This is a genomic window from Accumulibacter sp., from assembly GCF_029255125.1.
Classification (GTDB): domain Bacteria; phylum Pseudomonadota; class Gammaproteobacteria; order Burkholderiales; family Rhodocyclaceae; genus Accumulibacter.
Genome location: NZ_JAPUVR010000098.1, coordinates 1 through 23142, shown reverse-complemented (window position 1 = coordinate 23142; position 23142 = coordinate 1). Strand labels below are relative to the sequence as shown.

Below are 23142 nucleotides of genomic sequence, written 5' to 3'. Positions count from 1 at the left end.
GATGAACTTCCAACGTGGGCGCAGCGGCGACGAGCCCGAGATCAATCTGATTCCGCTGATCGATGTCCTTCTGGTGATCATCATCTTCCTCATGTTGACCACCACCTATGCCAAGTTCTCCGGCCTCGAAATCAATCTGCCGACGGCCGAGGCCAGCAAACAGAACGAGCAACCGAACGAGATCAACGTGGTAGTTACCGCGGCTGGGCAGGTTCTGGTCAACAAGGTGCCGCTGCCGGTGGCAACTCCGCCGACAATCAGCGAAGCCTTGCGGCGCGCCGCTGGCGAAGCACGCGAGCCGGTCGTCGTCATCAATGCCGACGCCAAGGCGACGCATCAAAGCGTCGTAGACATCATGCAGGCGGCGCAGAGCGCCGGCCTGGTGCGGATTTCGTTCGCCACGCAAGCCCCGCCCTGATGCTTTTCGGCGACCTCGCGCAGCGTCTTGCGCGCTGGTGGTATGAACCTCGTTTGCGGGCGCCGCTTTATCTGCTGCTCCCCGTTGCCTGGCTTTATGGCGGCCTCGCCGGCTTGCGGCGGAGCGCCTACCGTTGCGGCTGGCTGCGTGCCTGCCGTTTGCCGGTGCCGGTCATCGTCGTCGGCAACCTGACCGTCGGCGGTAGCGGCAAGACGCCGCTCGTCCTCTGGCTCGTCCAGCGCCTGCTTGCCAGCGGCTGGCGCCCGGGGATCGTCAGCCGCGGTTACGGCGGGAACAGCGCGCAGGTCCAGGCGGTAGCGCCGGACTCGCCGAGCGCGCTCGTCGGCGACGAGCCCCTGTTGCTCGCTCGGCGCAGTGGCGTACCGGTCTTCATCGGCCGCGATCGCGTGGCCGCCAGCCAGGCGCTGCTCGCTGCGCACGCCGACTGCGACGTGATCGTCGCCGACGACGGCTTGCAGCACTATCGCCTGCAGCGCTCGATCGAACTGGTCGTATTCGACGAGCGCGGTCAGGGCAATCGCCGGCTACTGCCGGCCGGGCCCCTGCGTGAGCCGCTGCGGCGCCTGCGCCAGGCCACCGCCGTCGTCTGGAACGGCGGCCCGCCAGAGGTCCTGCCGCAGGCGGCGCAGGCGCTGCCGAATTTCGCGATGAAGCTGGTCGGCGAGCGTTTCTTTGCCGTGAGCGGTGAGCCGCGCAGCTGCACGGCCGCCGACTGGTCGGGGCGCAGGATCTACGCACTCGCCGGTATCGGCAATCCGCAGCGCTTTTTCCAGCATCTGGCGGCGCTCGGCCTGCAGGTGGACGCTCGCGCCTTTGCTGACCATCATCCCTACAGTGCTGCCGATCTCCTTTTCGCGCGTGATGGTGTCCTGCTGATGACCGAGAAAGATGCGGTAAAATGCGCCGCATACGTCTCCGGAGAAGCCTGGGTGCTGCCGGTTGAGGCAGTCATCAGCGGCGTTTCACAGCACGCCGACCTGTTCGAGACAATACTGGAGAGACTCCATGGACGCTCGTCTGCTTGATATCCTCGTCTGCCCGGTGTGCAAGGCGAATCTCGAGTACCTCAAGGCGCAGTCGGAACTGGTATGCAAGCCTTGCAAGGTGGCTTTTCCGATCCGCGACGGAATTCCGATCATGCTGCCGGATGAGGCGCGCCCGGTGTCGGGCGAGACGGAATGAGTCCAGCCGCGGCCGCGCCGTTCAAAATTGTCATCCCGGCGCGCTACGGGTCAACGCGGCTGCCCGCCAAGCCATTGCTCGACCTTGGCGGCAAGCCGATGGTTGTGCGGGTCGCCGAGCGCGCGCTGCTGTCGATGGCGGACGAAGTCATCATTGCGACCGATCACCCGGAAGTGCGGGAGGCCGCCGAGCGGTACGGCATGCGCGCCATCCTGACGGCTGCCGGGCACGCCACGGGTACCGATCGTCTGGCCGAAGTCGTCGAACGCTTCGCTTGGGACGATGAGACGATGGTCGTCAATGTGCAGGGTGACGAACCGCTGATCGACCCGCAACTGATCGACCAGACCGCCGCGCGTCTCGCAGCGACCGGCGCCGACATGGCAACGGTTGCCCACGCACTGAGCGATGCGGGCGATTTCTTCAACCCGAACGTGGTCAAGGTCGTCTGTGCCGCCAACGGTGATGCGCTGTACTTCTCGCGCGCACCGATTCCCTACGCTCGCGACCACTTTACCAGCGCTGCGGGGCGCTCAACATTTCCGCCCGGGATGCACGCTCTCCGCCATGTCGGGCTGTACGCGTATCGCGCCCGCTTCCTGCGCAGCTACTGCCACCTGGCGCCATCACCGCTCGAAAACCTTGAAGCGCTCGAACAACTGCGTGCCCTTTGGCACGGCTTCCGGATCACTGTGCACCTCGCCGAGCACCTGCCAACGGCCGGCGTCGACACGCCGGAGGATGCACGTTTGATGCAGGATCGCTTCAAAAAGGTTTGACCGACGGCGCTTTTGCGGGTAAGTTTCCGCCTGTCGAGCACGACAACGTGCTGCCGGAGCCCAAGAGTGCAAACGTAATTGCATGAACAATATGATAAATTGTTTGATCTGATTGTTCCGAAGGCGAATCATGAGACTTATTCTGCTGGGCGCGCCAGGGGCTGGAAAAGGTACCCAGGCACAATTCATTCGCGAGAGATTTGGCATTCCGCAGATTTCCACCGGCGACATGCTGCGGGCGGCGGTGAAGGAGGGCACCCCGCTTGGGGTTGAAGCAAAGAAAGTGATGGACGCGGGGGGGCTGGTTTCCGACGATATCATCATCCGACTGGTGAGCGATCGCCTGCAGCGCGACGACTGTCAGGCCGGCTACCTGTTTGATGGTTTCCCACGGACTTTGCCGCAGGCGGAAGCGATGAAGCTTGCCGGCGTTGCACTCGACTATGTCCTCGAGATCGATGTCGCCGATCAGGAGATTATCGACCGGATGAGTGGCCGACGGGTGCATCTTGCTTCCGGGCGGACCTATCACATTCGCTTCAATCCACCGCAGGTCGACGGCAAGGACGACATTACCGGCGAAGCTCTTGTTCAGCGCGATGACGATCGGGAGGAGACCGTCAGGAAGCGGCTGGAAATCTACCACTCGCAGACGAAGCCTCTGCTCGAGTACTACCGTAACTGGGCGGCGAGCGGCGATCCCCGAGCGCCGAAATGCCGCCGAATTCCCGGTGTGGGCAGTGTGGAGGAGATCAGGGTGGCGGCTTTCGCTGCCCTGCAATAGGCGGTTGCCGCCCTGGAGGTTGCCGGCGTTTGCTGGCAGAAGGCGGCAGGTTGTGCAGTTTGGGTGTGATGTTAAACCGACCGGTGGGGAGCTTCCGCTCGGTTCGGGTAACTTTTCAGAGGGAGGTTGCTTATGTCGTCGTTTCTGATGTTCGCGCTGGTTTGCGCGGTCATAGCGGTCCTGTACGGCGCCGCCATGACGAAATGGATTCTCTCGTTGCCCGCCGGCAACCCGCGCATGCAGGAAATCGCCAAGGCGATCCAGGAAGGTGCTTCAGCCTACCTCGCCAAGCAGTATACGACGATTGCGCTGGTCGGCGCTGTGCTCTTCGTGGTCATCTGGTTTGCCCTGGGCAAGCTGATGGCCTTTGGCTTCCTGATCGGTGCCGTGTTGTCGGGCGCGACAGGCTTCATCGGGATGAACGTTTCGGTGCGCGCCAACGTGCGCACCGCAGAAGCGGCGCGTAGCGGAATTTCCGCGGCGCTCGGTGTGGCTTTCAAAGGCGGTGCGATTACCGGCATGCTCGTCGTCGGACTTGGTCTGCTTGGCGTCGCCGGCTATTACGCCGTGCTCAAGGGCGCTGGTGGCGATCTGCAGCATAGCGTCGAACCGCTCGTCGGTCTGGCCTTCGGCGGTTCGCTGATCTCGATCTTCGCCCGGTTGGGCGGCGGTATCTTCACCAAGGGGGCCGACGTGGGTGCCGACCTGGTTGGCAAGGTCGAGGCGGGGATTCCGGAAGACGATCCGCGTAACCCGGCGGTGATTGCCGACAACGTCGGCGACAACGTCGGCGACTGTGCAGGCATGGCGGCCGACCTCTTCGAGACGTATGCGGTGACCGTCGTCGCGACGATGGTGCTCGGCGCGATGATGCTGAAAGGCGTTGCTGGAGCGAACGACAACCTCGTCGTCTATCCGCTCGTTCTTGGTGGCGTGTCGATTCTGGCCTCGATCATCGGCTGCTTCTTCGTCAAGGCGAGCGACGGCGGCAAGATCATGAACGCCCTCTACCGCGGCCTGGCGGTGGCCGGAATTCTGGCGCTGATCGCCTTCTACCCGATCACGACGATGCTGCTCGGCAATGGCGTGACCTTGGCCGATGGCAGCCTGATCTCGTCGATGAACATCTTCTGGTCAGCCGCGATCGGTCTGGTTCTGACCGGGCTTCTCGTCTGGATTACCGAGTACTACACCGGGACCGACTTCTCCCCGGTCAAGCGCGTCGCCGAGGCCTCGACCACGGGTCACGGGACGAACATCATCGCCGGTCTGGCGGTTTCGATGAAAGCCTGCGCGCTGCCGGTGCTCGCCGTCTGTGCGTCGATCTACCTGACCTATGCGCTGGCCGGCCTCTTCGGCATTGCCATCGCGGCGACTTCGATGCTGTCGATGACCGGTATCATCGTTGCCCTCGACGCCTACGGGCCGATTACCGACAACGCCGGCGGCATCGCCGAAATGTCGGGATTGCCGAAGTCGGTGCGTGACGTGACCGACCCGCTCGATGCGGTCGGCAATACGACCAAGGCGGTCACCAAAGGTTATGCCATCGGTTCCGCTGGTCTGGCCGCGCTGGTCCTTTTCGCGGACTACACGCATGCCCTGGAAGTGAACTTCGGTGGCGGTCTGCGTTTTGATCTGTCCGATCACATGGTGATCATCGGCCTCTTCCTGGGCGGTCTGATTCCTTACCTGTTCGCCGCCATGGCGATGGAGGCTGTTGGCCGGGCGGCTGGCTCGGTGGTCATCGAGGTCCGGCGCCAGTTCAAGGAAATCAAGGGCATCATGGAAGGCAAGGCGAAGCCCGACTATTCGCGCGCGGTCGGTATGCTGACCGTTGCGGCGATTCGTGAAATGATCGTTCCGTCCTTGCTGCCGGTGCTCGTACCCGTTCTCGTCGGCCTGCTGCTCGGCCCGAAGGCGCTGGGTGGCTTGTTGATGGGAACGATCATCACCGGTCTGTTCGTCGCCATTTCGATGACGACGGGTGGTGGCGCCTGGGACAACGCCAAGAAGTATATCGAGGACGGCCATTTCGGTGGCAAGGGTTCGGATGCGCACAAGTCGGCGGTTACCGGCGATACCGTCGGCGATCCCTACAAGGACACCGCAGGACCGGCCGTCAACCCCCTGATCAAGATCATCAATATCGTTGCCCTGATGATCGTGCCACTGATGGTTCCGGCGACGTCGGGCAAACCGGCCGACGCAGCACCGGCAGCGGCCGCTGCCAGCGCGCCGGCGGCCGCAAAGATCTATTTCGCCGTGGGTTCGGCCGACTTGCCGGCTGATGCGGCGACGACGCTGGCGGCGGTCGTTACGCATGCCAAGGCCAACCCAGGCGCCAAGATCGCCATTTCCGGTTTCCACGATCCCAGTGGCAGCCAGGCAGTGAACGAGGAAGTCGCCAAGAACCGGGCGAAGGCGGTGCGTGAAGGACTGAAAAACGTTGGCATCGCTGAGGACCGGATCGAGCTGAAGAAGCCACAGGTGACCACCGGGACCGGCGATTCTGCCGAAGCACGCCGCGTCGAGGTGAGCATCCAGTAGGATTTCTGCGAGGCGAGACTGCTCGCATCTGTAGCACCGGGGCTGCTCTCGCGAGCAGCCCCGAGCCGAGAACTGAAGGCCGCTTGCCGCGGCCTTCAGCGTTTTCTGGTCGGCAAGCGACGCGGCGCGCCAGCTCTCGCGGCAGCCGTTTCTAAGGGGCTGACCGCGACCAGCGTCCTGTGTTCTTCCGCGCTAGGCGGCGAGCGATGGATTGAGCGTGTAGGTGGCAACCAGGCTTGCTTCGGCGAGAATGTGCCCTTGCATCGCCGCGCGTACCTGGTGTCCGTTTGCCTTTGCTGCGCAGTCGAGCTGCTCGACGTCAAGCGCAAAGACGGTAAACACATAGCGGTGGACGATTTCATCGTTCCACGGGGGGCACGGGCCGTCGTAGCCGAAGTAATCGCCGCGCATGTCGTTGTCGCCCGCGAACCAGGCGGTATAGTCGTTGATTCCCTGACGGGCGTCGAACAGACAATGCGGGCCGGCCTTGCCCCGTGGCGTCACTTCGCTCGAGAAGCTCCCCGCGGCGATCTCACCAAGCGTCGGCGGTAGGTCAAACAGAATCCAATGGAAGAAGTCGATGCGCGGCAGCGAAGCGGGGACCGTTCGTCCTTCCTGATTGACATCGTCGCCCTTGCTCGGCACATCCGGGTCGTGGCAGATGATCGCGAAGGAGCGTGTCCCCGCCGGCGCTTCGCGCCAAGCCAGATGAGGGTTGAGGTTGCGGCCAAGGCAGACGTGGTGCTCGGGATCGGGGATGCAGAAAGCGAACTCGCCGGGAACCGGCTGGCCATCGGTGAGGCTGTTGCTGATCAGTTTCATTGTCGTTCCTCCTGGTTGGTCATGCTGATTTCACTCGGCCGCCCGGCGTCTGAAATCGCTCAGGCGGAAACCTGCGACCCATAGTGTAGCGAAATAGACCGTCGCGCCGAAGCCCACGACGAGGGAAAGACGCAACAGACGGGCCGCCAGACCCCAGCTCAACCAGGCGTCGTTGGCGCCAGCAGAAAACCAGAGCGCCGCAGCCATCGCCAGCAGGCCGACGGCCAGCTTGCCGTAGAAGCCTAGCCAGCCGGACAGCGGCGAGTAGATGCCTTGCCGGCGCAGACCCCGATAGAGGAGTGCGGCATTCAAACACGCAGCGAGGCCGATGGCGAGCGCCAGGCCGGCATGCTGCAGCCACGGGATCAGCAGCAGATTCAAAAGCTGAGTGACCAGTAGGCAGAGCAAGGCGATACGCACGGGTGTGCGCACGTTCTGGCGCGCGTAGAAACCGGGCGCCAGAACCTTGACCAGAATCATTCCGAGCAGGCCGATGCTGTAAGCGACGAGCGCCTCGCGCGTGCGCATCACGTCATTCGGCGTGAAGGCACCGTGATGAAAAAGCGTCGTCACCAGCGGGACGGCAAGAATGGCGAGCGCCAGCGCCGCGGGCGCAGCGAGCAGGAAGGTCAGTCGCAGACCCCAGTCGAGGAGCTGCGAGTACTCCTCATGCCGGCCGGTGGCGTGTGACTTGCTCAGCGAGGGCAGGAGGATGGTGCCCAATGCGGCGCCGAGCAGGCCGGCCGGAAATTCCATCAGGCGATCGGCGTAATAGAGCCAGGAAACACTGCCGGTATTCAGGAAGGAGGCAAAGATACTGTTCAGCAGCAGGCTGACCTGGGCCACCGAAACTCCCAGCACGGCCGGCGCCATCAAGCGGAAAATGCGCCGCACGCCGGCATCCTGCAAACTCAACGAAAAGCGTGGCAGCATGCCCAGGCGAACGAGGCTGGGGATCTGGAAGATGAGCTGCAATGCGCCGCCGAGAAAGACCGCCCAGGCGAGCGCGACGATCGGCGGGTCGAAGTACGGCGTTGCGAAGAGCGCCATCAGGATCAGCGACAGATTGAGCAGAACCGGCGTGAAGGCGGGAACGGCGAAGCGGCTCCAGGTATTGAGGATGCCGCCGGCGACGGCAACCAGCGACATGAAGAGGATGTAGGGAAACGTGATGCGCGTCAGTTCAACGGTCAAGGCGAACTTGGCGCTGTCGGCTGCAAAGCCGGGGGCCGAGACATAGACGAGTATCGGTGCGGCCAGCATGCCGAGCACGGTGACGCCGAGGACAACGAGAAACAGCAGGCTGACCACACGGTCGACCAGTTGTCGGGTTTCGTTTGCACCGTAGCGGTTCTTGTACTCGCCCAGGACGGGAACGAAAGCCTGCGAGAAAGCCCCCTCGGCGAACAGCCGGCGCAGCAGATTGGGTAGCTTGAAGGCGACGAAGAAGGCGTCCGTCAGTATTCCCGCGCCGAAGCTACGGGCAATCACAAAATCGCGCACGAAACCGAGGATGCGCGACAACAGCGTCATGCTGCTGACTGTGGCAAGGCTTCTGAGCAGGTTCATTCACGTTCCAGGGTGGGTTGAGCAAGGGCGGGTTCCGCCCTCAGGGTCGCCGCAGCAAGAAAATTGAACACCAGTCGCGTGACCGCCGGCAGGTGCGCCGCTGGCCGGCTGCCCGATCACCTGGCGGCTGCCTGGCAAGCCCCGTTGCCGCATCGTTACATCAGCACGATGTCGTACTGTTCCTGTGAGTAGCTCGGTTCGGCCTGTAGCGAGATCGGTTTGCCGATGAAATCGGACAGCATCGCCAAGCCTTGCGATTCTTCGTCAAGGAAGCGGTCGATGACGGCTTGGCTGCCCAGCACGCGATACTCGCGCGCATTGAACTGACGCGCTTCGCGTAGCAGTTCGCGCAGGATTTCGTAGCACACGGTACGTGCTGTGCGCACTTCGCCGCGCCCACCGCAGGTAGGGCACTCCTCACACAGCACGTGCGCCAGCGATTCGCGCGTGCGTTTGCGTGTCATTTCGACAAGGCCGAGCGCGGTGAAGCCGTTGACCGTCAGCCGAGTGTGGTCGCGCGCGAGCGCCCGGTTGAACTCGGCAAGCACCGCCGTACGATGCTCTTCACTCTCCATGTCGATGAAGTCGATAATGATGATGCCGCCGAGATTACGCAGGCGAAGCTGGCGCGCGATCGTCTGCGCCGCTTCGAGATTCGTCTTGAAGATCGTGTCGTCGAAATTGCGTACGCCAACGAATCCTCCGGTGTTGACGTCGATAGTCGTCATCGCTTCGGTCTGATCGATGATCAGATAGCCGCCGGATTTGAGGTCGACGCGTCGGGCCAGCGCTTTCTGGATTTCGTCCTCGACCCCGTGCAGATCGAAGAGCGGCCGTTCGCCAGTGTAATGCTGTAGCAAGGGCGCTACCGTCGGCGTGTACTCGCTGGCGAACGATCTCAGCCGCTGGAAGTTCTCGCGCGAGTCGATGACGATGCGCGTCGTCTCCGGATTGACGAAGTCGCGCAAGACCCGCTGCGCCAGCGACAGTTCCTGGTACAGCAGCGCCGGCGGTGCGGCGGTCGCCGATTGCAACTGGATATCGCGCCAAATCTTGCGCAAGAACTCGATGTCTTTGGTCAGCTCGTTCTCGCTCGCGTTCTCGGCCATTGTCCGTACGATGAAACCCCCCGTTTCTTCATCCGGAACGAGGCGGCCAAGCCGCTGGCGCAGCGCTTCGCGTTCGGATTCCTTTTCGATGCGCTGCGAAATTCCGATGTGTCTGTCCTGTGGCAGGTAGACCAGCATACGTCCGGCGATCGATACCTGTGTCGATAGGCGCGCGCCCTTGCTGCCCATCGGATCCTTGATCACCTGCACGACGATGCTCTGCCCCTCGGCGAGCAGGCGTTCGATCGGGCGCAGCGGCTCGTCGCCGGAGCGCGGTTCGCGAATGTCGGCGACATGCAGGAAAGCAGTCCGGTCAAGGCCGATGTCGATAAAGGCCGACTGCATCCCTGGCAGAATCCGGGCGATCCGTCCCAGGTAGACATTACCGACGAAGCCACGGCTGGCACTTCGTTCAATGTGCAGTTCCTGCGTGACACCTTGGTGCATGACGGCGACGCGGGTTTCCTGAGGCGTAAAATTGATCAGGATCTCTTCGGGCATGGGCGAAACAGTCAGGAAAATGCAGGTAAGATGGGGAGCGTGTCGCATTTTACCCTGCCGGCCAGGCTGTTCGGGGCTTCGCCTGTGCCACTTCAGCGCCTGCCGGGCAGGCAAGCTTCGCCCTTCTGCCGGAACGGCGACCGTATGTTCCTGAAATCCCTGCGATGACCTCGATGAAGCCGACGATCGCCACGCATCTGCTGGTTGATGTTTCGGCGCATGGCCTGGGCCACTTGGCGCAGGTGGCGCCCGTCCTGAACGCGCTTGGCGCGCGCTTGCCGAAGCTGCGCATTTCGCTGCGCAGCGGCCTGTCGAGCAGTCAACTGCGCGCGCGCATCGTCACCACCTTTACCCATCTGCCCGGGGCGAGCGATTTTGGCTACGTCATGCGCGATGCTACGCGCGTCGATCTCGCTGCGACGGCGCTTGCCTATCAGCGTCAGCATGCCGATTGGGAGCAGCTTCTGGCTCGTGAAACGGCTTTCCTGGCTGCGCTAGGGCCTGATCTGGTGCTCAGCGATGTTGCCTATCTGCCGCTGGCCGGCGCGCAACGCGCGCGGATTCCGTCGATCGCCATGTGCTCGCTCAACTGGGCTGAGCTGTTCGCGCATTTCTTCGCCAGCGAACCCTGGGCCGCGCCGATTCACCACGAGATGCTGGCTGCATACAACAGCACGGAGTTCTTCCTGCGCCTTACACCGGCAATGCCGATGGCCGATCTTCGCCGGCTGCGCAACATAGGTCCAGTGGCTGCCATCGGTCGCTCACACCGCCGCGAACTGCGCGAGAAGCTCGGCTGCGCGCGCGATGAACGCCTGCTGTTGGTGGCTTTTGGCGGGTTCGACAAGCGCTTGTCGATTGCCGACTGGCCGCTCGCCGGCAAGCTGCGCTGGCTGGTGCCGCAGACCTGGCACAGCGCGTGCCCTGTCGCCCATGCTCTGGAAGGCCTCGGTCTGGCGTTCACCGACCTCATCTGTTCGGTCGATGCCGTGCTGACCAAACCCGGCTACGGTACGTTCACCGAGGCCGCGTGCAACGGCACGCCCGTGCTTTACCTCCGGCGCGACAATTGGCCCGAACAGGAACCCTTGATCGCCTGGCTGGAAAAGAACGCTCGCTGCCGGGCAATCGACGAATCCGAACTGAGCGCGTCAAGCATCGCCGGTGCACTCGATGACTTGTTTCGCCAGACCGCGCCACCGATTCCACAGGCTGGCGGTGCCGACGCAGCGGCGGCGATCCTCGCCGACTGCCTGTCCTGACCGGTCGTGTCACCGGTTGATGTGAAGCAGCGGCGCCTACTTGCCCTTCTTCCGGGCGCCGCTCTTGTCGCTCGTCGCGGCGGCCGGCTCGGCGCTCTTGTCGATGACCGACAGGGTCGAATGCATGCGGCCGTTGTCGGTTTGTTTTCCGTCACGGAACTCGCCTTCCCAATAGTCGCCGGTTGACCACGTCAGGCGACCAAAGCCGTGGCGGTTGCCGCTAACCCAGGCGCCCGTATAGACATCGCCGTTACGCACGGTATAGCTTCCCGTTCCGTGCGGTTCGCCGTCCTTGAAGGTCCCTTCATAGCGGTCGCCGTTCGTGTAGTACATGATGCCCTTGCCGTTGATCATGTCGTCGGCCCACTCTCCCTCATACCGCTGTCCGTTGCTCCAGGTGAAGATGCCCTTGCCGTGTTTCCGGCCGGACGCCATCGTTCCCTCGTAGCGATCGCCATTGACCCACTCGATGGTTCCTTCCCCGCTCATTGCGCCCGACGAGCGATCGAGCGACAGGCGACCGGTGGCGGTGAAGGCCTCGGTTTTGATGACCCTCTCCTTGGCCTCAAGCACCGGGTCGCTCTTGCTGACAGCGGTGATCGGCGCCGCCTCGGGCGGGACAGGGGTCGGCGTCACCGCGGCCAGCGTCTCCACCCTGGGCGGGACCGGCGCTGCAGGTGCGGTCGCCGGCGGGCTTTCCGCGGTCAGCGCGGCTGGCTTCTGGGCGCTTGCCGCGGGAGCCGCCTCGCCGCTGCTCGCGCCGCCATTCTGTCGTGTCGGGGCGGGCGCCTGCTTGAGGTCCTGTACCTGCGCCGGTGAAGCCGTCGCCACAGGCAGCGGGCGGACGGCAATCGGCTGGACACTTGCCGCGGACGGACGGGCGACCGGCATGAAGTAGAAGTCACCCGTCATCGACGACGATTCCCAGGGGATCTGGCCGTCGCGCGTTGCCTTTGCAACTTCGCGCCGGACGTTCTTGAATACCTGCTCGATGGTCAGGCCGGGCACTTGCAACTGCTTCAGAAGTTCCTGCGTATAGAGTCCGTTGCGGCCTTCGCCGTCGGCTGCAGTGCGGCCCGGCGCGGTCGCATAGGCGATCAGGCTGCCCTTCGGTGCCTCCATTTGCGCCAGACCGGCCGCGCCAACGCTGCGGTTTGCCCGCCGTTCGAAGGGATTGTTCCGACAAGCGTCGAGGATGACGACGTTCAGTTCGCTGGTGCTCAGTTGGTCGAGTACGCCGTCAACGTCGACCGACTCGACGCGCACGGAAGACTCGGTCTTGATCTCGGCGTCGATTGGAATCAGGTAGTTCTTGCCGCGCACCTGCATGCCGTGTCCGGCGTAGTAGAACAGGGCCACGCTATCCAGCGTCAGCCGCTCGCCGAACCTGGCGATCGCCCGGTTCATTTCCTTCTGCGTTGCGTCGAGCGCGATGATCACCTCGAAGCCTGTCCGTTGCAGAGCGGCGGCCATGTCGCGCGCGTCATTGACCGGGTTGTAAAGTGGAGCTTCCTTGTATTTGGCGTTGCCGATCACGAGCGCCACACGCCGCTCGATGGCAAGAGCCGTCGAGCATTGAGCGATCGTCAGCGCGACCAGGATTGCCTGGAGGACTTGTCTTAGCATCAACATCAGAAACCACCGTTCATCAGCACGGGTCAGCGCCGGCGCACGAGCGGTCGGACCCCGGTGACCCGCATTTTTCCCGTTCCGACAGCCGTTCCCATCGACAACCCCCCGCTCGACGCAGGCAGAAGCGTCGTAGCCAACATCCGATTACATTTTATATTAGCTCGGCAGACTATCAGGCGCTGTCGGACAACAATTGCCCAGTGGACGTGCAATTGTGCGCACTTAGCGGCGGGCGTGTCGATCCATGGTCTGCTGGAGCAGCTCCCGCGGCCACCTGCGGCGCAGCATCCTGTCCCCGGCGACTGCCTTGAGTTCTTCCAGACGGACTCTGACGAGATCCGAAGTTCACACTTCTTTGCCAGTGTAAACAGTTGGCTACCCGCTTTTCGCAAAAAAAGTCTCAAGAACAGCGACAAATCACCGTTTGAGGATGCATGACAGACAACAGCCGATCGTCCAACGGAGCAGGAAAAGTGTTCAAGCACACTGAGGTTCCCCAGGTTGATTCATCAAGGCGCCTTTCGCGCCGACTTCACTGGCGTCACGCTGCCGCTGCGAGCTCTCTTTGTCCGCCTGGAAGCGATACGGTGGGTCGTCGCGGTCAGCGGCATCTGCTGCATGCCGCGCGTGTCGGCTTGGCCAAGACGGAAACGGTCGTACTCGATTTGCTGGCCGCCGAAGCACGCATCCGCAAGCTCGAAAATGCGCTGCAAGAGGCGCGAGCGGCAGCTCATACCGATGCTTTGACCGGTGCGCTCAATCGGCGCGGCTTCGATACGGCCTACCGCCGCGAAGCGGCACGCGCGCAGCGCAATGGGCGTGATCTGGCGCTGGCCTTGATCGATCTCGACGATTTCAAGCGCTTGAACGACACCTTGGGACACCACGCCGGCGATCTGGCGCTGGTTCATCTGGTCAGCACCTTGCGCGCGGCGTTACGTCCGTCGGACATCGTCGCACGTCTTGGTGGCGAGGAGTTTGTCGTCCTGCTCCCCGACACCGCACTGGCCGAGGCGACCGCGGTGATCGCTCGGGTTCAGCGGCAACTCGCTGATGGCTGGATGGCCAATCAGCACCCAGCGCTGACCTTCAGTGCCGGCGTCGTCGTGCGCGGATTCGACGAGGTCCTGGAGAAGACCTTGCGACGCGCCGACAAGGCGACCTACGCGGCCAAGGACGCCGGCAAGAACTGCATCATCGCCGGCTGAGTTCGCGCTTACCGGCTGCCGTGCAATCCGCGTCCGCGGCCATGGTAGACTGTCCGGACTGCCCATCTGCCGGAACAGCGCGGCTACACCGACGATCATCCCCGCCATGCACTATCTCTCGACTCGTGGTCATCCTTGGTCCAGCCCGGCCTCGCCGGGCCCGACCTTCAGCGACATTCTGCTTGCCGGCTTGGCGCCCGACGGTGGTCTCTATGTCCCCGAAACGTATCCGCTGGTCAGCCGCGCCGAGTTGGGCCAGTGGCGGGCGCTGAATTACGCTGATCTTGCCGGCGCCATTCTGGCCAAGTTTGTCGACGATATTCCGCCCGTCGACCTCACGCTGCTCACCCGGCGAGCCTATACGGCACAGGTGTATGGCAACGGTCGAGTTGCCGAGCGCGCGCACGAGATCGCCCCGCTCAGCTGGCTTGTGCCGCCGGACGCCGCGCGCCAAGCGGGAGGGCTGGCCGTGCTCGAACTGTCGAATGGTCCGACCCTGGCTTTCAAGGACATGGCCATGCAGTTGCTCGGCCACCTGTTCGAGTACGTTCTCGCCAAACGTGGCGAAGAGATCAACATTCTGGCGGCTACTTCCGGGGACACCGGCTCGTCGGCCGAGTACGCGATGCGCGGCAAGCAGCGCGTGCACGTCTTCATGCTCTCGCCGCACGAGCGGATGAGCGCCTTTCAGCGCGCGCAGATGTACTCGCTGCAGGACGCCAACATCTTCAACATCGCCGTGCGTGGCGTATTCGACGACGCGCAGGATATCGTCAAGGCGGTTGCGAACGATCTGCCCTTCAAAGCACGGTACAAGATTGGCGCCGTTAATTCGATCAATTGGGCGCGCGTTGCTGCGCAGGTGGTCTACTACTTCAAAGCTTATCTGGCTGCCACCGCCGAGTCGGCGACGGACGCGGTGCCGGTGGTTGACTTCGCCGTTCCGTCGGGGAACTTTGGTAACGTTTGTGCCGGCCACATTGCCCGCATGATGGGATTGCCGATTCGCCGCCTGGTCGTGGCGACCAATGAAAACGATGTTCTCGATGAGTTCTTTCGCACCGGTGTCTATCGCCCGCGACCGACCGGCGAAACCTACCGGACGTCAAGCCCGTCGATGGACATCTCGAAGGCGTCCAACTTCGAGCGCTTCGTCTTCGATCTCGTTGGCCGCGATCCGGCGACGGTTCGTCGGTTGTGGGCGGAAGTCGATGCTGGGGGCGCCTTCGACCTGTCGTCCTCACCCTGGTTCGAGCGTCTGCCCGAATTTGGTTTTGTCTCCGGTCGGAGCACGCACGCCGACCGTCTGGCAACGATCCGGCAGACCTACGAAGACCATGGCCTGATGATCGATCCGCATACGGCCGATGGCCTGAAGGTCGCCCGCGAGTTGCGCACAGCGGAAACGACAATGATCGTGCTCGAGACCGCCTTGCCGGCCAAGTTCGAAGAAACCATCCGCGAGGCGCTGGGTTGCGAGCCGCCCCGCCCGCCGGCTCTGCAGGGCTTGGAAAGCCTCCCGCAAAGGGTCGAAGTCGTCGACGTCGACGCGCAAGTGGTCAAACGTTTCATCGAACAACACGTCCGAGAGCGGGCCCCGGAATCGCGAAGCGTGGGATGAGTGGCCGGCGTGTCGGAGCGAACGGCGCCGAAGGCAGCACCAAGTCCTTCGTCTGGCGCGTAGGAGCGCGTCCGACAAGCCACGTGAAGTCGCTCCGGAAGAACTGGCGCTGATGCGTTGGATCGACTATGTGTCTCTCGGGCGCTGTGGCGCCAGCGCCAGCAGTCTTCCAAGCTTCGTTCGTTGTTTCTGAATCTCGAGCTTTTTCTTGTCCCCCGAGTGGCCCTGGATTCGAGGTACGGCGGCGGCAAGCGCTCTGACAAATGGGGTTGTGGTGAGGGCAGGAGCAGAAGCTAGAGGCTCACCCGGTACAGCGAGCCGAGGGGACACCCGCCAGTCGATCGCGCAGCCAGCCGAAGCCCACGCGCTCCTGCTCCAGTCGCAGTCTGGGCTGAAGGCGATCGAATCTGAGGTCGTCATAGACCGTAGCCTCGTCCTTCGCCAGACGCGACAAGGCGTGGCGTGCAGGCTCGGGTTCCTCGCCCCAGTGCGAACGATGGGCAAGCAGCGTCTCGCGGTCCATCAGGAACGACGCGGCGGTCGGGAAGTGGCCACGCAATTGGTCGAGGATGGCGAATCCGTGGGTGTCGATGTCGCCCCAGTAATGCAACTGGCATCGATGCAGCCACCCGGCGCGCGATAGCGCCTCCCAACCATAGCCAGCGCCGAAGACGACGATGGCTTCCGCCAGTTCCGGGAAGGCGAGGAAGTTCGTCTCGTTCTCGGTGACGAAGACTCGCTCGACGGGCAAGGCGAGCGCCGCGAAACTGGTCGCGTCCAGCGTGATGTCGGGCAGCACACGTGGCCAGGCATGGCAGCCAGGCAGGCTGGGTAAAGTCGGGTCGAGCAGGCGAAAGCGAATCCGGACAGGCTTGTCCAGGAAGCCGAATCGGCGCGTGAACTGCGCGACGCCACTCGCTGCGCTCTCGACGGCCTCTGGCGGTAAGACGAGGTCGAGCAACTCGGTCAACACGCCCCGGTGGGCCTCGATGAACTTGCTGTCCACACCGGGGACGTCGACCTGGCGTAAGTACACGCCCGGGCGAGGATGTGCGTGCAACCATGCGACGACTGCCAAGAGATGCTGCCAGCGGCCAGCCAGTTCCAGCGCCAGAATCGGCCGCCGGGATAACCATGGAAGCAGCGCTGGCTGCGTGGCTGCCGTCTGCCGCCACAGGGCATCGAATCCTTGTGCTTGGCGAACCTTGCCGATCAGGGCCAAAGCATCTTGCCGGGTGTCGAGCCAGACCGCTGCCGGCAGCCGCTGCATCCCCTGGACGCGGTGGTTCCGCTCGCGCCACTCGAGGCGAACCAGCGGGACATCGGCGACGGCGCGCACCCAGTCACGCACGGCCGCGAAGCGATCGGACAGGTCGGCAGCGCTCGGGGTCTTCAGATTCAGGCGCAGCGGCCACGAAATAGCGTCGCTGACCACCGCCCGCAGCAAGTCGCCACGATCCCACAAGCGTTGGACCTGCGCGCGCAGGTCGGCCAGCGTCGTCCAGCTCATCTTGCCGCGTCGTCTCCGGCAGCCCTTGCTTCGGCCATTCCTTCCGCCTTCTGCGCCCGGTACTCCTCGATCGACAGGCAGCGCAGCCGGGACTCGCGCCCGCCCTCGTTGTGCACGAAGCCGACGCTGGCCACGAAAGGCTCGATGATGTGGATTTTCTGCAGGGGCGTGACGATCAACAGTTGCAGGTTGAGCTGCTGGAACAGGCGCAGCCCGTACTGCGCCGACTCGTCCGATCCGCGGCCGAAAGCTTCGTCGATGACGACGAAGCGGAACGAGCGCGAACGCACGGCGCCCCACTCCAGCCCGAACTGGTAGGCCAGGCTGGCAGCGAGCACGGTGTAGGCCAGCTTCTCCTTCTGACCGCCCGACTTGCCACCCGAGTCCGAGTAGTGCTCGTACTCGGCACCGTCGGCGCGCCAGCGCTCACTGGCCGAGAACAGGAACCAGCTGCGCACGTCGGTCACCTTGGCGGTCCACCGGCGATCGCCGTCCGACAGCCCTTCACGGCCGCGGAAGCGGTCGATGATCGCCTTGACCTGCAGGAACTTGGCCTCCGAATACTGTTCGTCGGGCGAGCCCGTGCTGCCCTCGGTGCACGCGCGCAGATCCTGCTGAAAGTCCCGGATCTCGGCATCCGGGCTGGGCAGCGCGAGCAGCTTGATGTGCCGGCCGGGGTTGTAGTCGATAGCTTGCAGCGACTGGTTGATGAAGTCGACGCGCTCCTTGATCATCGCCCGCTCACGAGCCAGCTGCGCGTTGAAGTTGGCGATCTCGTTGATCGTGTTGACGTTGAGCAGCTCTTTGAAGCGCGCCTCGAATCGTGGCAGGTCGTCGCCCTTGAGGCCGATGAGCATCCGCGCATACTCTGGCAGCGCCGCCAGGCTCACGTCCACTTCGACCGTCTCGGCCTTGAACTCCTCCTTGAAGCCGCGCATCGCGTTGACGATGCGTTCGGTCAGTCGGGCCAAGCGTTTGTCCTCCGCGTCGATGCGCTCCTGCAGCCATTTGCGCACGTCCTGCTCGCGGTTGTCGCACGACTCGACCGACAGCGGATGCTCGCCCAGCGCTTGCGCGCGCCAGCCATCCAGACGCTCGATCTGAGCCTCGCTGAGTGGCGCGTCGTCCCACACGCTGCCGGCCTGATCCCGCATCGCCTGCGCCGTTTCACGTTTGCTCTTGACCTCGCCCCGCTTGCCCAGCGCGTCGGAGCGCCTGAGCTCCAGCTCGCCGAACCGGTCCTGCGCCGCCTTGAGCTGACGCGCCAACTCCTGCAGCGTGTCCGATGCCGCCTCCAGCCGTGCACGCTCCTCGCCGAGGGCGGCAATCTGGCGAGCCAGGCTCATCCAGTCGATGTCGGCAAAGCGCGTGAACTCTTCCAGCCGGGCGAGCGTTTCCAACTGTCCTTGCAGTTCATTGCGCGCCTGCTGAAGCGAGGCTATCCGTTGCCCCAAGGCGGCCAGCTTTTCTTCCAGGTGCTGCCGCCGATCGCGCAAGGCACGCAGCTTGTCGGCGTTGCTCCAGCCGAGCACGTAGCGGCTGCGGTCGTCGATCCGACTACGGTCGTCCTTCTCATGGCGCCCGCTCGGGTCCTTGATCTGGCCCGCGCGCGTGATCGCGCGGGCCTCGCGCCGGAACTGCTCGCCGCTCTCGCAGCAGGCCACGTCGAAGCGCTGGCGAAGCTCGTGCTCCAACCACTCGGAGTGCGGCGAGTCCGGCTTGATGAGCAGCTTGCGCACCAGCGACTGCGGATGCAGGCTGGCGCCCGGTACTGTCTTGCGCTGGCGCACGTGAAAGTACACGAGCCGGGCGCCCAGATGCTGGCGGTCCACCCAGTCCGCAACCGCCTGGTAGTGCACGTCGGGGACCAGCAGTGCCAGACCAAAGCCACGCAGCAGCCGCTCGGCGGCGCCTAGCCAGTCGCGCTCGCCGTCACGCACCTCGATCAGCTCGCCGGCGAAGGGCAGTTCGTCCTCGCTGATCGGCAGGGCAGCACACAACGCCTCGCGGATGCGAACCTGGGCTACGTCGATGTTGCTCTTGCGCCGCTGCAGACTATCGATCTCGTCGGACAAGGCGCTGTGCTCCTCACGGCCTTTGCGGAAAGCAAAATCCTCTTCGCGTTCGCGGTTGTCCAAATCGGCAATGCGCTCGCGCAAGCCTTCGGTACGCTTGGCGATGCTCTGCTGCTGGGCAAGGAAGGACTCTTCATCGGCCGGCGCCGCTTCGTCGATGCGGGCCAGCAGTTCCTGAAAGCGGTCTGACCGCTTCTCGCGTTGTCCCTTCTCCTGCTCCAGGCGGCGAATCTCTGCCGCCAGCTCTTCCAGGCGATCACCTCCGTTGTCGCGCAGGGCGCGCTCCAGGCGGGCGAGGTCCACGCGCTCGGACTCGCGCTGCGCGTCCAGGCGCGCGATCTGCGCGTCGAGCCGGGCCGCATCGTCCGCCAGCAGGGCCAGGCGGCGGTCCAGCAGCTCACCCTTGAGGCGGGCGAAGTACGCCCGAAGCTGATCGCGCGCCTCGCGCCAGTTCTGGATCTCGATCACCAGCGCCTGATGGCGCGTGCCGTCGGCGACCAGCGGGGTCAGCAGGTCCACCTGCCGCTTTGCCCTGAGCACCGCCTGGTGCGCGCGGTCCAGATCATCGAAGTGGCGGATCAGCGCCTCGATGCGGCTGCCCACGTCGAAGGGCTCGAGCATGTGGCTGCGCACGAAGTCGGTGAGGTTGCCCACTGACTTCATCGAAACAGTCTGGTGGAAGAGATCCAGGGCCTGCTCGTGCTCGATGCCGAAGCGGCGGCGGAACCAGGCCCCGTAAGGCGGGAAGCTGTCGAAGAGCTCGCAACCTGCGCCGCGCAGCTTCTTGCGCAGGGCCGTCAGGTCGCTGCCAAAACCGCTGAAGTCATCCGCGATGGCGAGGGCGCGCTCGGCTGCGACGAACAGGCGTACGGGTTGGCCCTGAGGGTCCTTCAGCCAGAAGACTTGCGCCAGCGTCACGGCCTGGTCATAGCCCTCGTTGCGAAAGACGCCGAGGATGACCGAGTAGCTCGACGCATCGCGCAACGCGACAGGCCGGGCGCTGCCCGTCACCTCGTTGCGTTCGCTCTTGTAGTGGCCGAGGACGTAGGAACGCAAGGAGCGCTCGCGGGAATCCGCCCCGGCCGCCTTGTTGTAGGCGACGCGCTGCGCCGGCACCAGCAGGGTGGTGATCGCATCGACCAGCGTGGACTTGCCCGAACCGATGTCGCCCGTCAGCAGGCCGTTGCGACCGTCGAGCTCGAAGCGCCAGACGCGTTTGTCGAAGGTGCCCCAGTTCAGCACCTGCAGCCGCTGCAGGCGAAAGCCCACGCGGCTGTCGTCGGCGACGAAGTCCAGGTCGAGCGTCGGTGCTTCAAACATCAGGCACTCCCTGGCTGACCGCCGGCTTGCCAGCCGATTCGGCGGGGCTTGCAGAGAGCGCCGTGCGATAGACCTCCAGCCGCGCATCGAACTCGGCCAGCCACTGCGCGTCGACAAAAGCCTTCAGGATGCGCCGCAGCTCGTAGTGGCCGCGGTCGTGTGCACTGCCGGCGGCCGGTTTGAGTCGGCGCAGGAAGCCGAGATCGACGACCTTGCCGATCGTCGCGTCGACCTGATCGATCAGCCGCGCCTCGTTCGTGCCTTCGGGCAGAAAAACCCGCAACAACTCGACGATATCGTCACGCGCCAGCACCAGCCGCGTGTCGTCGCCGCTCGCGTCGAACTCGGCCATGCGCTTGCGCAGCAGCGCCAACATCAGGCTCACCGGGTAAGAAAGCGGCCGGCGTGCGACCAGCCTGGGCAGGCGCAGCGCCCCCTCCGACTCGTCCGGGTCCGGACGACTCTTCAGGAAGGCGTAGCCCTCGGCCTCGTCCAGCACCAGATCGAGCAACAGCACGGCCGCCTGTTCCCGCACCCGCGCCTGCAGGCGCAGCAGGCTGGCCCACAGGCGCTCGTCGTCGTCGCGGTAGAGCACCCCTTTGAGCAGCTGCACCATCAGTTGCGACAACTCGGGTACCGCCGGCAGCGCGCTGGGCGGCGTCTCCAGCGAACCGCCCTCGTGCAGCGCGTCGTCCATGCTCAATTCTCCCCGATCACTTGCCGCCGTCAGCGCGTGAAGATGACGCGCGGCAAGCGTGCCTCGCGCGTCACGGCTTCGCCCGCAGCGCTACTGGCCTGCCAACGGATCGCTTCTTCCACGGCTTCGTCGACCAGGGCGCGCAAGGTGTCCAGGGCGTCGCTGCCGTCGCCGGCGTGAGCCAGCTCGAGGTAGGCCACCAGTTCGGCCAGCCCCTGGCGCAGCGGCTCGCCGTCCAGCAGTTCGCGCAGCGTGATCTGCGGCTGGCGGCGCAGTGCGCGCTGGACGGTTGAGCGCAGGCGCGCCTTGTCCACGACGATCTGGTCGAACAAGCGCGCGGTGTCGATATCGTCCTCGCCAGCGGCCAGCGCCAGATCGGCCAGGCGCGGCTTGACGCTCGGCGTGAACAAGGGACGTTCCAGCGGCAATTCGATGTCCGACCCCATCGCCTCGAGGTGCATCACGCTTCCGGCGGGAGTCGCCGCGCGAATGCCGAGCGCCTTGCTCTCGATGGCGCGCAGGAGGTCCAGGATGCGACGGTTCTCGAGAAAAGCGCGGTCGTCGAGGAAACGGCGCAACTGTTGCGACAGTTGCGCCACCATGCGCTGCGTGTGCTCGCCTGCCTCCAGCCAGTCGTGGTGCACGCGGCGGGTGCGCGGCTCGGGCTTGAGCGCTGCAACAGCAGGCAGCGCCAGCACCTGGTCCAGCCGCGCGGAGAGCTGCTCCTGTCGTCGGCTGGACATGAGAAAGTCCCAGAAAGCGCGGAAGCTGCGGCCCTGATCGGAATCACCGATGGCATCGCGCTCGCCCATGATCTCGTCGAGCAGCGCACCTTTGGCGCCCTCCCAAAGTGCGATCTTCTCACGCACCTTGCGGTCGAGCAGGCGGAAGTTGTGCTCCACCTCGCGGAAGTCGGCCAGCAGCTCGCGCGCCAGTTGCTGGAACTGCTGGAAGCGGTCCTTGACCGCCGTGTCGTCGAGCAGGGGCAGGTCGCCGTTCAGCACACGAGCGATCTCGGCGTCCAGCTCATCGCGCTTCTTGCGCAGGTCGGCCACGCGCTTGATCGGGTCGGCCTCGGTGCCGGCGCTGATCTGCTCGAGCAGCGCGAACAGCGTCAGCAGGCGCGATTCGGTGCCGACAAACGGGCGCTCGGTGAGCGACCGCAGCCAGGCGATGGCCTTCTCGGTGGCCGGCGTCAGGTCGAACTGCGCCTCGTCCGTACCCGGCTTGTAGAACTTGCGCAGCCAGCCTTTGTCGGGCGCGGCCCAGTCGTTCAGGTACTCCAGCGCAGCCTTCGGGTAGGCTTCCGCTCCCAACTGCTCGCGCAGGGCAAACAGCTCATCCTCCAGCGCCTCGGCGAGATCGGCCTCGCTCATCACGCGCACGTTCGGCGCCACGAACACTCGATGCAGGAAGCTCGCCACCAGCGGCGCGTGCGGCGAGGCCAACAGCCGCCAGGCGGGGTGGCGGTCGCGCAAGGCAGAGAGGGTGGCGTAGTCCAAAGTGACGATCGTGGATTGAGTCCGTAGACTGCTGTAATTCGGCGGTGTATTCAGCCACCGCTTCGGTTCGGTGAGATGACGTTGCCAAAGTGCTGACCGACCGAAGGAGTGAGGCGATGGCTGCAGATGATGTTAGCGCAGGAAGGGATTTGTTGCCAGCCTTGTTGCCAACAGCCTTGTTGCTAACAGATTCCTGGCGGGTGAGGACAGCCTGGCGAAGCTGGTGGAAGCGGCGCTGAACCAGATCTTGGCGGCGCAGGTGAACGAAGCATTGGGGAGCGCAACGGAACAAACGGAGCGAGGATCGGCGGGGCTACCGGCACCGCTACCGTGCCCGGACGCTCTACACGCCAGTCCGGTCGTTGCCGCTGCAAACGCCGAAACTTGGGAAGCTGCGTTCTCGACCGAGATGTTCCAACGCAATGAGCAAGCGTTTGTGCCGGTGCTCCATGCCGCAGCTTACCCTTTCCCACAACCCGTCAGCAGACGGTAGCGCTATGGTTTGTTCCTGCAGGAAGAAGGGCACGATGTGCGTTGGCCAAGCTCAAGGCGCTTGCGGTGGGGGCGTGGCGAAGACGCG

The 23142-nt window shown here is 64.3% G+C and carries 17 protein-coding genes; 9 read left to right on the top strand and 8 right to left on the bottom strand.

Annotated elements, in window-relative coordinates:
- The first annotated feature begins 1 nt into the window (after position 1).
- The 6 genes from Q1L59_RS07985 (at position 2) to Q1L59_RS07960 (ending at position 5734) form a co-directional block, all read left to right on the top strand.
- On the top strand, positions 2 to 418 hold the full coding sequence (locus Q1L59_RS07985) for a biopolymer transporter ExbD (RefSeq protein WP_300330527.1): 417 nt from the start codon (positions 2 to 4) through the stop codon (positions 416 to 418).
- The gene (lpxK, locus tag Q1L59_RS07980; protein WP_300330525.1) at positions 418 to 1464 is read left to right on the top strand and encodes a tetraacyldisaccharide 4'-kinase; all 1047 of its coding nucleotides are present in this window, start codon (positions 418 to 420) and stop codon (positions 1462 to 1464) included. The genes Q1L59_RS07985 and lpxK overlap by 1 nt, the downstream gene beginning before the upstream one ends.
- Entirely contained in the window at positions 1445 to 1621 is a 177-nt protein-coding gene (locus Q1L59_RS07975; protein WP_300330523.1) for a Trm112 family protein, read from the top strand. Before lpxK ends, Q1L59_RS07975 begins: the two co-directional genes overlap by 20 nt.
- Entirely contained in the window at positions 1618 to 2400 is a 783-nt protein-coding gene (gene kdsB / locus Q1L59_RS07970) for a 3-deoxy-manno-octulosonate cytidylyltransferase (protein ID WP_300330521.1), read from the top strand. The genes Q1L59_RS07975 and kdsB overlap by 4 nt, the downstream gene beginning before the upstream one ends.
- Before the next feature lie 130 nt (positions 2401 to 2530).
- Positions 2531 to 3184 carry an adenylate kinase gene (gene adk, locus Q1L59_RS07965; RefSeq protein ID WP_300330519.1) on the top strand — a complete coding sequence of 218 codons (654 nt, stop codon included), beginning with the start codon at positions 2531 to 2533 and terminating at the stop codon, positions 3182 to 3184.
- Between the two features lie 132 nt (positions 3185 to 3316).
- Positions 3317 to 5734: a sodium-translocating pyrophosphatase gene (locus tag Q1L59_RS07960; RefSeq protein ID WP_300330517.1), complete on the top strand. Its 2418-nt coding sequence runs from the start codon at positions 3317 to 3319 to the stop codon at positions 5732 to 5734.
- Positions 5735 to 5926: 192 nt separating this feature from the next.
- On the opposite strand, the gene Q1L59_RS07955 is transcribed toward Q1L59_RS07960, so the two are convergent.
- The 3 genes from Q1L59_RS07955 to rng all read right to left on the bottom strand — a co-directional run bounded on the left by Q1L59_RS07955 (position 5927) and on the right by rng (position 9735).
- The gene (locus tag Q1L59_RS07955; protein ID WP_300330515.1) at positions 5927 to 6556 is read right to left on the bottom strand and encodes a YbhB/YbcL family Raf kinase inhibitor-like protein; all 630 of its coding nucleotides are present in this window, start codon (positions 6554 to 6556) and stop codon (positions 5927 to 5929) included.
- A 30-nt stretch (positions 6557 to 6586) separates the two neighbouring features.
- Positions 6587 to 8125 carry a murein biosynthesis integral membrane protein MurJ gene (gene murJ, locus Q1L59_RS07950; RefSeq protein ID WP_300330514.1) on the bottom strand — a complete coding sequence of 513 codons (1539 nt, stop codon included), beginning with the start codon at positions 8123 to 8125 and terminating at the stop codon, positions 6587 to 6589.
- A gap of 155 nt (positions 8126 to 8280) precedes the next feature.
- Positions 8281 to 9735, bottom strand: coding sequence for a ribonuclease G (rng, locus tag Q1L59_RS07945; protein WP_300330512.1), 1455 nt, complete (start codon positions 9733 to 9735; stop codon positions 8281 to 8283).
- 164 nt (positions 9736 to 9899) lie between these two features.
- On the opposite strand from rng, the gene Q1L59_RS07940 reads away from it, so the two are divergent.
- Positions 9900 to 10997, top strand: coding sequence for a hypothetical protein (locus tag Q1L59_RS07940; RefSeq protein ID WP_300330511.1), 1098 nt, complete (start codon positions 9900 to 9902; stop codon positions 10995 to 10997).
- 36 nt (positions 10998 to 11033) lie between these two features.
- Here Q1L59_RS07940 and Q1L59_RS07935 read toward each other — a convergent pair whose 3' ends face one another.
- Positions 11034 to 12629 (bottom strand): caspase family protein, encoded by a 1596-nt coding sequence (locus Q1L59_RS07935; protein WP_300330509.1) that lies wholly within the window; start codon positions 12627 to 12629, stop codon positions 11034 to 11036.
- A 587-nt stretch (positions 12630 to 13216) separates the two neighbouring features.
- Here Q1L59_RS07935 and Q1L59_RS07930 point away from each other — a divergent pair.
- Positions 13217 to 13837 carry a GGDEF domain-containing protein gene (locus Q1L59_RS07930; RefSeq protein ID WP_300330507.1) on the top strand — a complete coding sequence of 207 codons (621 nt, stop codon included), beginning with the start codon at positions 13217 to 13219 and terminating at the stop codon, positions 13835 to 13837.
- Positions 13838 to 13943: 106 nt separating this feature from the next.
- On the top strand, positions 13944 to 15458 hold the full coding sequence (thrC, locus tag Q1L59_RS07925; protein ID WP_300330505.1) for a threonine synthase: 1515 nt from the start codon (positions 13944 to 13946) through the stop codon (positions 15456 to 15458).
- Positions 15459 to 15759: 301 nt separating this feature from the next.
- Here thrC and Q1L59_RS07920 read toward each other — a convergent pair whose 3' ends face one another.
- The 4 genes from Q1L59_RS07920 to Q1L59_RS07905 are packed head-to-tail and all read right to left on the bottom strand — an operon-like array spanning position 15760 to position 22562.
- Complete coding sequence (locus tag Q1L59_RS07920) at positions 15760 to 16968, bottom strand: DUF3322 domain-containing protein (RefSeq protein WP_300330503.1); 1209 nt, start codon at positions 16966 to 16968, stop codon at positions 15760 to 15762.
- On the bottom strand, positions 16965 to 20363 hold the full coding sequence (locus tag Q1L59_RS07915) for an ATP-binding protein (RefSeq protein ID WP_300330501.1): 3399 nt from the start codon (positions 20361 to 20363) through the stop codon (positions 16965 to 16967). Before Q1L59_RS07915 ends, Q1L59_RS07920 begins: the two co-directional genes overlap by 4 nt.
- Positions 20356 to 21060 carry a DUF4194 domain-containing protein gene (locus Q1L59_RS07910; protein ID WP_300330500.1) on the bottom strand — a complete coding sequence of 235 codons (705 nt, stop codon included), beginning with the start codon at positions 21058 to 21060 and terminating at the stop codon, positions 20356 to 20358. The genes Q1L59_RS07915 and Q1L59_RS07910 overlap by 8 nt, the downstream gene beginning before the upstream one ends.
- Before the next feature lie 29 nt (positions 21061 to 21089).
- A complete protein-coding gene (locus Q1L59_RS07905; RefSeq protein ID WP_300330498.1) occupies positions 21090 to 22562 on the bottom strand; it encodes a DUF3375 domain-containing protein in 1473 nt (490 codons plus the stop codon).
- Positions 22563 to 23142: the final 580 nt, after the last annotated feature.

Excerpts from the sequence above, each read along its gene's own strand:
- Q1L59_RS07985 (WP_300330527.1), top strand. The coding sequence starts at position 2 with ATGAACTTCCAACGTGGGCGCAGCGGCGACGAGCCCGAGATCAATCTG.
- Q1L59_RS07915 (WP_300330501.1), bottom strand. The coding sequence starts at position 20,363 with ATGTTTGAAGCACCGACGCTCGACCTGGACTTCGTCGCCGACGACAGC.
- Q1L59_RS07975 (WP_300330523.1), top strand. The coding sequence starts at position 1,445 with ATGGACGCTCGTCTGCTTGATATCCTCGTCTGCCCGGTGTGCAAGGCG.
- Q1L59_RS07935 (WP_300330509.1), bottom strand. The coding sequence starts at position 12,629 with ATGTTGATGCTAAGACAAGTCCTCCAGGCAATCCTGGTCGCGCTGACG.
- adk (WP_300330519.1), top strand. The coding sequence starts at position 2,531 with ATGAGACTTATTCTGCTGGGCGCGCCAGGGGCTGGAAAAGGTACCCAG.
- thrC (WP_300330505.1), top strand. The coding sequence starts at position 13,944 with ATGCACTATCTCTCGACTCGTGGTCATCCTTGGTCCAGCCCGGCCTCG.
- murJ (WP_300330514.1), bottom strand. The coding sequence starts at position 8,125 with ATGAACCTGCTCAGAAGCCTTGCCACAGTCAGCAGCATGACGCTGTTG.
- kdsB (WP_300330521.1), top strand. The coding sequence starts at position 1,618 with ATGAGTCCAGCCGCGGCCGCGCCGTTCAAAATTGTCATCCCGGCGCGC.
- Q1L59_RS07940 (WP_300330511.1), top strand. The coding sequence starts at position 9,900 with ATGACCTCGATGAAGCCGACGATCGCCACGCATCTGCTGGTTGATGTT.
- lpxK (WP_300330525.1), top strand. The coding sequence starts at position 418 with ATGCTTTTCGGCGACCTCGCGCAGCGTCTTGCGCGCTGGTGGTATGAA.
- Q1L59_RS07960 (WP_300330517.1), top strand. The coding sequence starts at position 3,317 with ATGTCGTCGTTTCTGATGTTCGCGCTGGTTTGCGCGGTCATAGCGGTC.
- rng (WP_300330512.1), bottom strand. The coding sequence starts at position 9,735 with ATGCCCGAAGAGATCCTGATCAATTTTACGCCTCAGGAAACCCGCGTC.
- Q1L59_RS07920 (WP_300330503.1), bottom strand. The coding sequence starts at position 16,968 with ATGAGCTGGACGACGCTGGCCGACCTGCGCGCGCAGGTCCAACGCTTG.
- Q1L59_RS07955 (WP_300330515.1), bottom strand. The coding sequence starts at position 6,556 with ATGAAACTGATCAGCAACAGCCTCACCGATGGCCAGCCGGTTCCCGGC.
- Q1L59_RS07910 (WP_300330500.1), bottom strand. The coding sequence starts at position 21,060 with ATGGACGACGCGCTGCACGAGGGCGGTTCGCTGGAGACGCCGCCCAGC.